Source organism: Neisseria sp. 74A18 (genome assembly GCF_001308005.1).
In the GTDB taxonomy this organism is placed as follows: Bacteria; Pseudomonadota; Gammaproteobacteria; order Burkholderiales; family Neisseriaceae; genus Neisseria; species Neisseria dumasiana.
Window position 1 is genome coordinate 1 of the sequence record NZ_LGZA01000004.1, and the last position, 13,533, is coordinate 13,533.

The 13,533-nt window shown below is 50.1% G+C and carries 10 protein-coding genes; 4 read left to right on the forward strand and 6 right to left on the reverse strand.

The window, feature by feature from the left end; translation table 11 throughout:
• Positions 1–518, reverse strand: a 518-nt coding sequence (locus AKG43_RS02310; RefSeq protein WP_197273105.1) for a transposase, incomplete at its 3' end; no start/stop codon positions are given.
• Positions 519–667: 149 nt separating this feature from the next.
• A complete protein-coding gene (gene leuB / locus AKG43_RS02315) occupies positions 668–1,738 on the reverse strand; it encodes a 3-isopropylmalate dehydrogenase (protein ID WP_054598973.1) in 1,071 nt (356 codons plus the stop codon).
• Between the two features lie 255 nt (positions 1,739–1,993).
• On the opposite strand from leuB, the gene AKG43_RS02320 reads away from it, so the two are divergent.
• From AKG43_RS02320 to pgeF, 3 genes are all read left to right on the forward strand, one after another.
• Positions 1,994–2,788 (forward strand): RNA methyltransferase, encoded by a 795-nt coding sequence (locus tag AKG43_RS02320; RefSeq protein WP_054599074.1) that lies wholly within the window; start codon positions 1,994–1,996, stop codon positions 2,786–2,788.
• A gap of 61 nt (positions 2,789–2,849) precedes the next feature.
• The gene (locus AKG43_RS02325; RefSeq protein ID WP_054598974.1) at positions 2,850–3,503 is read left to right on the forward strand and encodes a YecA family protein; all 654 of its coding nucleotides are present in this window, start codon (positions 2,850–2,852) and stop codon (positions 3,501–3,503) included.
• 36 nt (positions 3,504–3,539) lie between these two features.
• The gene (gene pgeF, locus AKG43_RS02330) at positions 3,540–4,325 is read left to right on the forward strand and encodes a peptidoglycan editing factor PgeF (RefSeq protein WP_082402948.1); all 786 of its coding nucleotides are present in this window, start codon (positions 3,540–3,542) and stop codon (positions 4,323–4,325) included.
• A 329-nt stretch (positions 4,326–4,654) separates the two neighbouring features.
• On the opposite strand, the gene AKG43_RS02335 is transcribed toward pgeF, so the two are convergent.
• Positions 4,655–6,934 carry an NADP-dependent malic enzyme gene (locus tag AKG43_RS02335; protein WP_054598975.1) on the reverse strand — a complete coding sequence of 760 codons (2,280 nt, stop codon included), beginning with the start codon at positions 6,932–6,934 and terminating at the stop codon, positions 4,655–4,657.
• 449 nt (positions 6,935–7,383) lie between these two features.
• Positions 7,384–8,790, reverse strand: coding sequence for a DASS family sodium-coupled anion symporter (locus tag AKG43_RS02340; RefSeq protein WP_054598976.1), 1,407 nt, complete (start codon positions 8,788–8,790; stop codon positions 7,384–7,386).
• A gap of 592 nt (positions 8,791–9,382) precedes the next feature.
• On the opposite strand from AKG43_RS02340, the gene AKG43_RS02350 reads away from it, so the two are divergent.
• Positions 9,383–10,612, forward strand: a complete 1,230-nt coding sequence (locus AKG43_RS02350) for an MFS transporter (RefSeq protein WP_054599076.1) — start codon at positions 9,383–9,385, stop codon at positions 10,610–10,612.
• Between the two features lie 327 nt (positions 10,613–10,939).
• Here AKG43_RS02350 and AKG43_RS02355 read toward each other — a convergent pair whose 3' ends face one another.
• Together AKG43_RS02355 and AKG43_RS02360 are read right to left on the reverse strand one after the other, a co-directional pair.
• Positions 10,940–12,769 carry a SurA N-terminal domain-containing protein gene (locus AKG43_RS02355; protein ID WP_054598978.1) on the reverse strand — a complete coding sequence of 610 codons (1,830 nt, stop codon included), beginning with the start codon at positions 12,767–12,769 and terminating at the stop codon, positions 10,940–10,942.
• A gap of 434 nt (positions 12,770–13,203) precedes the next feature.
• Positions 13,204–13,473, reverse strand: coding sequence for an HU family DNA-binding protein (locus AKG43_RS02360; protein WP_054598979.1), 270 nt, complete (start codon positions 13,471–13,473; stop codon positions 13,204–13,206).
• Positions 13,474–13,533: the final 60 nt, after the last annotated feature.

The window sequence follows — 13,533 nt, forward strand, 5'->3', positions numbered from 1 at the left end:
GGGGTGGTTTCGCCACAGACAACGCCTTCGTCATCCACTTCGATGGCCTGACGCTGTTTGCCGCCGGCCGTCTGAATAATGGTGGCGTCAACGATGGCGGCGGATGCTTTCTCTACTTTTAAGCCCTGGTCAGTCAGTTGGCGGTTAATCAGATCCAATAGTTCGGCCAAGGTGTTGTCTTGTGCCAGCCAGTTGCGGAAACGGCAAAGGGTGCCGTGGTCGGGAATGAGGAAGTCGTCGAAGCGGCAGAAGAGTTGGAAATCGATGCGGGTGATGAGGCTGTATTCGAGTTCGGGGTCGGAGAGGCTGTGCCATTGGCCGAGCAGGACGGCTTTGAACATGGAGAGCAAAGGATAGGCGGGACGGCCGCCGTTGTCGCGCACGTAGCGGGTTTTGCGGCCGGCGAGGTATTGTTCGATGGGTGTCCAGTCAAGAATACGGTCGAGTTTGATGAGTGGGAAGCGGTCGAGATGTTTTTCGATGTGGTGGAGGGCATCGGTGTGCAAAAAGCTGCTCATGAACAAAATCCTCTAAATTCTCGGAGTTTGATGTGAGTGGGAATTTAGAGGATTTTTGAGGGTTTTGCAAAGGTCTCAGGCCGTCTGAAAACCCATAAAACGGTTCAGACGGCCTTTGATTATTGTTTTACTTCAAGCTGTTCGGGCTTTTATAGCGCAGCCAGAACGGCATCACCCATTTCAGAGCAAGAAACGAGTTTCGTGCCTTCTTCGAAAATATCGCCGGTGCGGTATCCCTGTTCCAATACCTTTTGCACGGCTTGTTCGATTTGTTTCGCCCGTGCTTCGTCATTCAGGCTGTAACGCACGAGCATAGCCAGCGATAAAATCGTAGCCAGCGGGTTGGCCTTGTTTTGGCCTGCGATATCGGGTGCGGAGCCGTGCGAAGGTTCATATAAACCTTTGCCGGTTTCGTTCAATGAAGCCGAAGGCAGCATACCGATGGAGCCGGTTAGCATTGAAGCCTGATCGCTCAAAATGTCGCCGAAAATATTGCCGGTAGAGATGACGTCGAACTGTTTCGGCGCGCGCACAAGCTGCATGGCGGCGTTATCGACATACATATGCGAAAGTTCTACATCGGGGTAATCTTTAGCGGTTTCGGTAAAGATTTCTTTCCACAATTCGGTGGTTTCCAATACGTTGGCTTTATCGACCGAACACAGCTTTTTATTGCGTTTTTGTGCGGCTTCAAACGACACTTTGGCGATGCGGCGGATTTCGCTTTCGCTGTATTTCATGGTGTTGAAGCCTTCGCGCTCGCCGTTTTCCAGTGTGCGGATGCCGCGCGGTTCGCCGAAATAAATGTCGCCGGTGAGTTCGCGCACAATCAGAATATCCAAGCCCGCAACCACTTCGGGTTTGAGCGTGGAAGCATTGGCCAACTCTTTATACAGAATGGCAGGGCGCAGGTTGGCAAACAGGTTTAAATCTTTGCGGATGGCCAGCAAACCGCGCTCGGGGCGGAGCGGGCGGTCGAGATTGTCGTATTGGGGGCCGCCGACGGCACCGAGCAATACGGCATCGGCTTCGCGGCAGAGTTTTTGAGTGAATTCGGGGTAAGGGTGGCCGTATTCGTCGTAAGCGGCGCCACCGAGCGGGGCGTATTGATACTGGACATCAAGGCCGTCTGAAATCAATTTGTCTAACACGCGCACGGCTTGGGCGATGATTTCGGGGCCGATGCCGTCGCCGGGCAGAATGGCAATTTGTTTGGTCATTGAAAATTCCTCTATATATTCTTACATAAAGCAGGACATGGTTTATTGGCGTTCAAGCAAACGGATATTACCATTTTCTAACAGATAAAGTTGCGGTGAAATCAAGTAAGTTTTTTCTTCTCAAATTTTTTGGTTCTCGAATCGCTGCTTGCATTGCCGGTGTAACAGCTTTGCTTGATACATAAAAGCAAGCCTGCCTTTTCAGACGGCCTATCATTGCAGCAAGGCCGTCTGAAAAACATTATAATGCCGCCCATGAAACTGATTACTTCTGCACGAAACGAACAGCTGAAACATGTATCGAAACTGCTTGGCCAAGCCAAATTCCGCCGCCTGCACGGGCAAACGGTGCTGGAAGGCGTGCATCTTCTGCAAGCCTATTTAGACAGCGGAGGGCAGCCTTTGCAGGTTTATATTCCCGAAGCCAAAAAAGACCTGCCGGAAATCCGCGCAGCCGTGCAAACCCTGCCGCCCGATGCGCTTACATGGGTATCACAAGGCATTTTGTCTAAAATCACCGGCCTGACCGAAGCGGAAGACTTGATGACGTTAATTGATATCCCGTTTCAGACGGCCTTACCTACCGAGGGCGATTGCGTGGTGCTGGAGCGCGTGCAAGACCCCGGCAATGTCGGCACCATCATGCGCAGCACGGCGGCAGCCGGTGTCAAACAATTGGTGTTAAGCCGCGATTGCGCCGACGTATGGGCGCCGAAAGTATTGCGTGCCGGCATGGGCGCGCATTTTTTGCTGAATATTTATGACCGCGTCGATTTGCCCGGGTGGAGCCGCCGCTACATCGGCGGCAATATTTGGGCGACCGCACTTTCTGAAACCAACAACCATAATCTTTATGAAATGCGTTTGGGTGAGCCTGCCGCGTGGGTGTTCGGTAACGAAGGCAGCGGTGTCAGCCACGAAATGCTCGGGCATGTGCACGGTTGCGTCAAAATTCCTATGCTCGGGCAAACCGAATCATTGAACGTTGCTATGGCGGCAACCGTATGTTTGTTTGAACAGATGCGCCAAAGATTATATTCTGCCCGATAACCGCTTATCGATTATTCTATTATTTCAGACGGCCTCATGCCGCGCTGCACAAGGAACCACCATGTTTGATGAAGCTTCCCGCCAAAGACTTTCCGAACTGCTTGACGCAAAAGCAGAAACCCATGCCACCATGCGCTGCGACGAGGTGCAGGCCTATATGATGGCGCTGCTCACCGGCCCCGATGCGCTCAACACGGGCGAATGGCTGCCCGAAGTGATGGGCGACGAAAATCTGTTCACGCACAACGAGCAAAAAGAAATCGAATCGCTGGTTCTCGCTTTGGTGATGGATATGCACACCAAGCTCGAAGAAAAAATGCTGCCCGATTTGTGGCTGTATGACGACGAAGCCGAAAACCCCGATTTCCATACTTGGTGCAATGCTTATCTTTATGCTTTGGATGTGGTGCCTACCGATTGGTTTGAGGCCGTGAACAATGAAGAGTTTGAAGATTTGTTTTATCCCATCATGGCCTTGGGCGGCATCTATGATGAAGACGACAACGGCGAAGTTTTGCTCCATCTTACCGATAAGGAACTCACCCAGCTCGAATCCGAGCTGCCGCATGTGTTGCTCGACATTTATTACTATTGGCGCAGCATTAAAAACAAACCGAAAACCATACGCAACAAAACCGCCAAAGTCGGCAGAAACGATCCCTGCACTTGCGGCAGCGGTAAAAAATACAAAACCTGCTGCGGCAAAGAACAATAAAGCCCAAAGGCTTCAGGCCGTCTGAAAGGTATGCCCATGAACAACCCCTTTGATCTAAACGCCGCCATCGGTTTACAGCCGCACGGTAATGCACCGTTTTTCAAAGCCGAATGGCCGGCACCCGCCAACGTGCACACTTTAATCACCACCCGCAACGGCGGCATCAGCGAAGGTGCATACCGCAGCCTCAATTTAGGCAGCCATGTCGGCGACCGCCCGGAACATGTGCGGCATAACCGCGAAACCGTTCAGGCACATGTGGGCGTGCCGGTGGTGTATCTGAATCAGATTCACGGCACAACAGTTGTTCAGGCCGCCGAGCATATCGGCGTTTCCCCGGATGCCGATGCCGCCGTTGATCGAACGGCCTCCGCCGCTTGCGCCGCCATGACCGCCGACTGCCTACCCGTGTTGTTCTGCGACAAAGCGGGCACCGTGGTTGCTGCCGCACATGCGGGCTGGCGCGGTTTGGCCGGCGGCGTTCTACAAAACACCATCGCGGCCATGAATGTGCCGTCTCTTGAAATCATGGCTTATCTCGGCCCCGCCATCGGCCCCGATGCATTTGAAGTGGGGCAAGATGTTTTCGACGTATTCTGCGCCCAAACCCACGAAGCATCGCGGGCCTTCGAGCCGATAGGCGACAACAAATATCTTGCCGATATCTACGCCCTTGCCCGATTGGTTTTACAGCGGGAAGGCGTAAACATGATTTACGGCGGCAATCATTGCACCGTGCTCGAACGCGAAACTTTCTTTTCTTACCGTCGTGAAAAACAAACCGGCCGGATGGCGAGCATTATTTGGTTGGATAATAGGTAAATATTTCAAATGTTTATGTTCGCACAATATATAAAGGCGGATGGTATGTCCGCCCTTATGAAAGTTTTTTACAGTTTTAAAAGCGTTTTAGAAAAACTCACAAAGTTCTCTTTAGCAAAACTCGCGTAACAGGTTTTCAGACGGCCTCAAAGCTTTTTAAGCCCCGTTTGAGCGTTTATCTGAATTGTGCAAAAGCTTCAGCATAAAAAAATCCGGCACGGTTGATACCATGCCGGATTTTTGCTGTTCAAATATTGGTCGTTTCCTGCTTTTACTGCGGCACGCCTTTCAATATGGCGTGCCGCAGTAAAAAGATTAACAACCCAACCTTATTGGCGTTGCGCATCCACCGCCGTTAACGCAATCATGTTTACGATGCGGCGCACGGTAGAGATCGGCGTAACGATGTGCACGGGTTTGTTCATGCCCATCAGAATCGGGCCGACGGTAATGCCGTTGGTTGCATTCACGCGCAGAAGGTTGTAGCTGATATTGGCTGCTTCTACGTTCGGCATCACCAACAGATTGGCCGAGCCGGTGAGGGTGGTTTCGGGGAAAATGCTCTTACGCATTTCTTCGTCCATCGCCACATCGGCCTGCATTTCGCCGTCGATTTCCAGATTAGGGTCAATTTCGCGAATCATTTCCAATGCCTGCTGCATTTTGATGGCATCTTTGTCTTTGCGCGAACCGTAAGTGGAATTCGATACCAAAGCCACTTTCGGTTTGATACCGAAGCGTTTCATTTCTTTGGCGCACATCAGCGTACCTTTGGCCAGCTGCTCGGCATCGGGGTCTTCATTGATGTAGGTATCGGCAATGAAGAAGTTGCCTTTGTTTGAAATCAGCGCGTTCATGGCGAATGCGTGGTTTTCGGGGTTGTTGTAGCCGATTACTTCTTCAAAGATATTGAAGTGGTCGTAAAAACGCCCCATTGTGCCGCAGAGCATACCGTCGGCATGGCCGAGGCGCACCATCAATGCGCCGATCAGCGTGCTGTTTGCGCGCATACGGCGGCGTGCCATTTCTTCGGTAACGCCTTTGCGTTTGCGCAGTTGGTAGTATTCTTTCCAGCTTTCTTCAAAATAAGGGTTGTCGCTGATGTCGATCAGGTCGAAATCTTTACCCGGCTGAATGGTTAAGCCTTGAGATTGCAAGCGTTCTTCGATGATTTTGCGGTGGCCGACCAAAATAGGGAAGGCCAGTTTTTGCGATACCACTTGCTGTGCGGCGTGCAGCACGCGCTCGTCTTCGCCTTCGGTAAGTACGATGCGTTTGATTTGTTTGCGCGCTTGGTTAAAGATCGGGCGCATGAACAGGCTGGTTTTATAAACGAACTGGGTCAGTTTTTCAACATAGGCATCCATGTCGGTAATCGGGCGGGTGGCCACGCCGGAATCCATAGCGGCTTGAGCCACGGCAGGGGCGATTTTGGCAATCAGACGCGGATCGAAAGGCTTGGGAATCAGGTATTCGGGGCCGAAAGTCAGGTCGGCATCTTCGTAAGCACCGGCCACTTCCGCGCTGGATTCTGCCAAGGCCAAGTCGGCGATGGCGCGAACGCAGGCGAGCTTCATTTCTTCGTTGATGGTGGTTGCGCCCACATCCAATGCGCCGCGGAAAATAAACGGGAAGCACAATACGTTGTTGACTTGATTGGGGAAGTCGGAACGGCCCGTGCCGATAATCACGTCGGGGCGGGCTTCTTTGGCTTCGGGCGGCCAAATTTCAGGGGTGGGGTTGGCCAGAGCGAACACAATCGGGCTGGTGTTCATGGTTTTGAGCATGTCGGTGCTCAATACGTTGGGGCCGGACAAGCCGAGGAAAATGTCTTTACCGTTAACCGCGTCGGCCAATACGCGCTGGCCGTTGTCTTGAACGGCATAACGTACTTTGCTTTCGTCCATGCGTTCGCGGTCTTCGCGGGTGGTGTAAATCACGCCTTTGGAGTCGCATACGGTAATGTTTTCGCGCTTCATGCCCAAGGCTACCAGCAAATCCAAGCAGGCGATGGCGGCTGCTCCGGCGCCTGAGCACACGAGGGTAACGTCTTCGATTTTTTTCTCGGTTACGCGCAGCGCGTTCAGTACGGCGGCAGCGGTAATAATGGCCGTGCCGTGTTGGTCGTCGTGGAATACGGGGATGTTGCAGCGTTCGCGCAGTTTTTGTTCGATATAGAAGCACTCGGGTGCTTTGATGTCTTCAAGATTGATGCCGCCGAACGTAGGCTCTAATGAAGCGATGATTTCAACCAGTTTGTCGGGGTCGGTTTCGTTGATTTCGATATCGAATACGTCGATGCCGGCGAATTTTTTAAACAGAACGCCTTTACCTTCCATAACGGGCTTGCCGGCCAATGCGCCGATGTTGCCCAAACCCAATACGGCGGTGCCGTTGGAAATCACGGCCACTAAATTGCCGCGTGCGGTGTATTTATAAGAAGCGAGCGGGTCATTATAAATCTCCATACACGGAGCGGCTACGCCGGGCGAGTAAGCCAGCGAAAGGTCGTATTGTGTGGCCAGCGGTTTGGTGGGGGCAACTTGGATTTTGCCGGGATTGGGGTATTCGTGAAAATGAAGGGCGGCTTCTTTGATTAATTCATCCATAATGTATCCTGACTGATCGGCTGAAAGGCCGTCTGAAAAAAGATAATGGCTTCAGACGGCCTGTTGTCTGAAAGCGTAATGTTATCATGTGTAATAAACGGCGCATACCGTTATGTAGGCGTATGGCCCAGCAGAATAAGCCGTTATCGTGACATTTCTGTTTTCAAAGTCAGACCGCAGGTTGGGTTGTATGTTGCTATTGTGCGGCGGGTTGGGTGATTTACGCAAGTGCTTGATATGCAAACCCATTAGGCTGCAATAAGGCTAGGGTGATCGGAATGGGCAAAAAATATTTATAAACGATGAAAAATGTTTAAGGCCGTCTGAAAACACAATGTTCAGACGGCCTTTGCGTTTTACGGCAGGCTTTGCAGCAAACAAACTTATTTTTGATACAAGGCAGCAAGGCCGTAGCAGAAGCAGTTTATTTGCTATACGCGCTTGTTTGCTCAAACATAAAACGCGTACGCCCAAGCAGCTACCAACACGATACACAGCACATTCAGCAGCACGCCGGTACGCATCATTTCTTTTTGCTGTATCAAACCGGTTCCGAATACGATGGCATTCGGCGGGGTGGCAACCGGCAGCATAAATGCACACGATGCACCGATGCCGATTACAAATACCAACACTTCTTTAGGCAAACCCATTTGGGTGGCGATGCTGGCGAAAATCGGCACAAGCAGCGCGGCAGAAGCGGTATTGCTGGTAAATTCGGTTAGGAAAATAATAAAGGCGGCCACGGCAAAAATCACTACCAAAGGATGAGCCAACACAAATGCGGTGGCCAACTGTTGGCCGAGAGCAAGGGAAGCGCCGGAAACTTTCAGCAGGTTGCTCAAGGCAATGCCGCCGCCAAAGAGCATCAGCACGCCCCAGTCGGTATTGCGCGCAACTTCTTTCCAGCGGGCTACGCCGAATACCACCACGGCCACGGCTGCGGTAAGGGCGATAACGGTGTCGGGACTGGCGATACCGAACGCTGCTTTGATTTTTGAACTGAATACCCACGCTACGGCGGCAGAAATAAAAATCAGCATGGCAATCACGCGGTGCAGTGTCCACGGAATGTGTTCGGCTTTGACTTCAACGCGCTCGTTGAGGTTGGGGCGCAAAATGATATACAGGGCAAACAGCATCAACGGCAGAATCAGCAGCATCATGGGTAAGCCCATTTTCATCCAGCCGGCAAAATCCAAATCCAAGGCTTTGGCGGCAATCGCGTTCGGCGGCGAGCCGACAATGGTGCCCAAGCCGCCGATACTCGCGCAGTAGGCGATACCCAGCAACACAAATACATAGGTTTTGCGTTCTTTTTCTTTATCCAAGTGGTCCATCATGCCCATGGCCAGCGGCAGCATCATCGCGGCAGTGGCCGTATTGCTGATCCACATAGACAAAAATGCGGTTACGCCGAACAGCATCAACACGGCGGCTTTCATGTTCCCGCCCGATAACGACAGCAGCCATACGGCGATTTTGCGGTCGAGACGCTGCATGTGGAGTGCGGCTGCCAGAGCGAAACCGCCGAAGAAAATATAGATAATCGGGTCGGAAAAACTGCTCATGGCTTTTTTAATATCCATTTCCGGAAAGCCGAGCAGCACCGCCAGCACGGGTACCATCAAAGCGGTAACCGTGATATGAACCGCTTCGGTAAACCACAAAATCGCTACAAACAGCAGCACGGCTATGCCTTTGTTGGCAACGGCATCGTAAGGAAGAATGTGGTAAATGCCGAAGCATATTACGGCTGCGATAATGGTGGTGATCAGGCCGCGGAAATCGGTTATCGGCGCTTGTGCGCTCAGCAGCTCGATATTGTCCGGGCGTTGTTGGTTGTCAGGAGTCATCTTTTTTGTCCTGTTGAAACGTTATGAAAAAACAGCTTGGTCAGCCAGCCTGCACTTATTCAAAGCGTGGCCGTTCAACTGGATATGCCATACTGCATGGCTCCGTGTGTTCTGTTTCGGCTGCCTTTGGGTATGACATATCAGGTTGCATAGCAATATGCAGGCTGCCGAATCAGTATAAGTGTAATTTTGTGTAGTTGTAAAGAATATGTAAACGAGCGGTTAAGGGCTTGGTTGAAGATAAAGGTTTTGAAGCAATAAGCCTTTAAAATATATAGAGCATTAGAAGTGAAAGCCGTAGGTCGGACGCTCATTTTCAACAGCAACGGCAAAGCAGGCAACCGTAAAAAAGGCATTTTAACCGGCACGACATCAGCGTTGTGGGGAATAACGGTTTCTTTCGGTTACAACAGGGCGGAGATGCGCTTTCCCGCTATCCGCTTGTTTTTTCAGACGGCCTGCTATATAAATGCCGGCAGTATGTCGAACCTATATTGCAAATAAACTTATTTCTGCTAAGGCATTGCTGCCTTGTATCAAAAATAAGTTTATTTGCCATAACAATATTGATAGAGAAGAGAACACCAACGTGATGCAGCATCATTCCGAAAACTTGCGGTTGGCGTGGTTGGTAATCATGTGCGCGGCAGCCGTGTTGATGATAACTTCGGGCATACGGCTGTCGCTGGGCTTGTTTATGCAGCCCATGGTACGCGATACACCGCTCAGTATTGCCGATATCAGTTTTGCCATTGCGGTCACCCAGTTGATGTGGGGCGTTTCCCAACCGCTTACCGGTGCATTGGCCGACCGCTTCGGTGCTTGGCCGGTATTGTTGTGGGGCACGTTGCTGTTGGTAGCGGGGTGCTTGCTGGTGCCGTGGGTGCCCGGTGTATGGGGGCTTGCGCTCACTATGGGTGTGATGATTGCTTTCGGTTCGGGTGCAGGCGGTTTTTCGATTTTGATGAGCCGGGTTGCCAACAAAGTTCCCGCACGAATGCGCGGCACCGCTTCCGGAGTGGTGAATGCGGGCGGGTCGTTTGGCCAATTTTTGTTTTCACCCTTGGTGCAGGGATTGATTCTGCTGCCGACCGCCGGTTGGCGCGCAACCATGTATGTTTTGGCCGCCGTCAGCATGCTGATTATTCCGCTTTCCCGTTTGCTGACCCGCGGCGAGGGCTCGGCTAAGCCGCAACAGGCAGCCGCAACCGGGCATACGGGCGAAACGCTCAAACAGGCGCTGGTTCGCGCTTTTAAAGACCGAAGTTATATTCTGCTGCATTTGGGTTTTTTCACTTGCGGTTTCCATATCGCTTTTCTCGTTACCCATTTGCCGACCGAAGTGGCATTATGCGGATTGCCGCCTTCCGTTGCTTCTTGGTCGCTGGCGATTATCGGATTATCGAACGTAGCAGGCAGTTTGGCCGCAGGTTGGGCGGTGGGCCGTTACCGCAGCAAATATATTTTATTTTGGATGTACGGCTCGCGCGCTGCTTTGATTGCCGTTTATCTGCTGCTGCCGCGCACCGATACCGTTTTTTATCTGTTTGCCGCGGGATTGGGTTTGACTTGGCTGGCAACCGTTCCGCCTACCGCCGCCATTGTCGGTAAACGCTTTGGTGTGCGTTATTTGGCCACGTTGTTCGGCTTAACCTTGCTTTCACACCAAATCGGTGCATTTTTCGGTGCGTATCTCGGCGGCAAGGCCATTACTGCTTTCGGTGATTACGGTTGGATGTGGTATGCCGACATGGCTCTGGCAGCTGCTGCAGCCTTGCTGAATCTGCCTATTCAAGAAGATAAAATCAACCGTCATGCTTAAGCTTTAAGCTATCCGGGTAAAGGCTTCGAGGCCGTCTGAAAGAAACGTTTGAGTCGAAACGATTGTTTAAGCATATTTTGACACCTTTTAGAATCTTCGGATACGGATGCAGTTTAAGGCGTAGCAGCACAGCGAGCACAGATATATGAAACGACAGGCAAAAGAGCGGGCAGTGTGCAACGCAGAAATACGCCGTAAATGGGGTTTTGCAAAGGGCTCGATATGTATTAAAAAGCCGACCAAAGAAATCTCTTTCAAAAAAGAAATCTCTTTCAAAAAAGACGGGGCAGATTGTTTAATCTGCCCCGTCTTAATATTACAACGCACTTATTCTTGCTGAGTATTCACTTTTTGTGCGCCTTGAGTTTGCTTAATCGTTGAATTGAGATAAGTGATTAAAACATCGAGATTATTCGCACCTTGAGCTTGACCGATGGTCTGCTTGATTGCCTTGATTTGATCTTGTGTAATGTTGTCGGGCACTTTAACGGCTTGAACCTCTACCAATACCGGTGCAGGCAGGTTGGACAACAAGGCATAAGCCGGCTTGCCTTGAGCGGGGCGGGCTTTTGCCAATTGGGCATACGCTTCAGGCGGCATCGACTTCCGCGCTTGTTCGGCTGTCATTTGCGACACCGGCGACCACGTCAAACCTGCTGTTTTGCCTTTTTGAACATCTGCTAAAGCTTGGTTGGCTTTTGTTTCCGCCAGTTTGCCCGCTTCGGCGCGGATGTAATCTGTTTTCACAAACTCTTTGGCTTGGTCAAATGTTTGAGTGGATTCCTCTCTAACTTCTTTCGCACGCACAACCCAAATCAACCCGTCGCCAACAGTTACCGGTTCGGAATTGTGTTTTTTCTTAATGACATCGTCACTGAATAAGGTATTGATGAGTGCATCGGGCATACCGGCAGCTTTACCGTTTTCTCTTGTTAGCCAATCTGCGGGCGCTTCGACTTTCAAACCTAATTTTTTGGCCACTTCGGTTAAACTGTCGGGGTGATTAAATGCTTCTTCCGTCAGTTTTTCTTTGGCTTCATTAAATGCCGAAGTGGCTTTTTTCTGCTTCAACTCGGCTTCGATGCGTGCCTTTTCTTTTTCGATATCTTGAATATTCAATACGGTAATTATGTGGTAGCCGGCATCGGTTTGAACCAATTCGCTAATTTGGCCTTTTTCAAGTGAAAATGCTTTATCTTCAAACTCTTTCAACAAGCCGCCATCTTTAGGCAAATAACCGAGATTACCGCCGTTCTCTGCCGACCCTTCGTCACGGGAATGCTGTTTTGCCAATGCGGCGAATTTGGCAGGGTTGGCTTTCACTTGAGCCAATACTTTTTCAGCTTCTGTTTTGGCTGCCGCGCGCACGTTTTCTGGTGCATCTTTTGCTACGGTAAACAAAATATGCGCAATTTCACGCGCAGGCACAACTTGTTCGAGTGCCTTATTCAGCTCTTCGTTGCTGATGGTTTGCTTCTCAGCCAGATCTTGAATGTTCAATGCCACATATTCAAATTTAACCGCTTGAGGAACAAGGTAGTTTTTCTTGTTGGCATCATAATGTTTTTTAAGGGCCGCATCATCTACCTTCACCTGTGCAGCAAAAGCCTCAGGAGTAAATGTTATGGTGCGTATCGTGCGCTCAACCTGAGCGGCATTAATAATCTGCTTGGCTTGTGCATCGCTAACCAATACGCCGCCGCCTACCATAGCTAAAAGATGCTGTACGGCAAATTCGCTTTTGAGTTGGTCGATATATTGGTCTTCCGAAAGGTTGCGTTGGCTTAGATATTGATTAAACAGGTTTTGGCTGAATTTGCCGTTTTGATCGTGAAATGTACGGTCATTCACAATATTTTGTTTCAATTGCTCTTGAGATACGGCAAAACCCATTTCTTCGGCGCCTTCAGCCAATAAAGTGCGCTGTAACAGTGCTTGGAAAACAGTTTCGCGGGATTCCGATGCTCCGCCCGAATGCTGTAAATTCTGTAAAGTTGTGTTCAAGTCGAATTCGCTAACCTTTCGGTCGCCTACCTTCACAATATAATCGGAACCGGGAGCGGAAACGGTGCTGACTCCGAAGCCTACGAATGTGATTGCAATCAAACCCAACAAAATTTTGGCGGGTGTTTTATATTTTTCTACTGTTACAAACATGGCATTAAAATGGTGGTTGTAATGGAATTTAAAGTGATCAAGGAATATAAAATCCGGAGTTTATCTGGTTGATAAAGTATGGCTTTAAACGGATTTATTTTCCAGCAGGAATTTCGATGCACATTGTAACAGCCTTTCCATATACTGTGCAGCTTTGCTCTTTCGATGATTGAGTTGGAAAATCAAAATGTATGTATATATAGTGAATCAACTTATTTTAATACAAGGTAGCAGGCAGTGCAGATAGCACGAAACCGATTCTACTGCCGCTTGAGCGGCGTACATCGTTCTCTTTGAGTTAAAGCGCAGCAACTCTAGAAGAAAAGTGAAGTTGATTGACTATGTTGATAAAACGATAATTTGATTAAATCAGGATAACAAAAAAGCAGGCATATAGCCTGCTTTTTGAAATAGAAAAGCTGATCCGTCAACAATTACAGAGCATCTTTCAATGCTTTGCCGGCACGGAATTTAGGTGTTTTTGCTGCAGCGATAGTCAAAGGTTCGCCGGTTTTGGGATTGCGGCCTTGACGCTCGGCACGTTCGCCAACGTAGAAAGTACCGAAACCAACCAGGGTTACAGTGTCGCCCTTTTTCAAGGCATTGGTTACGGCATTGGTCATACCGTCCAAAGCTTTGGCTGCGGCAGCTTTAGAAATATCAGCCTCTTGGGCAATAGCTTCAATCAATTCAGACTTGTTCACAATTAAGTCCCTTTCTATCGTTTGAAATAATGAAACCCCTAAAAATCGGGCGTTTAGGTA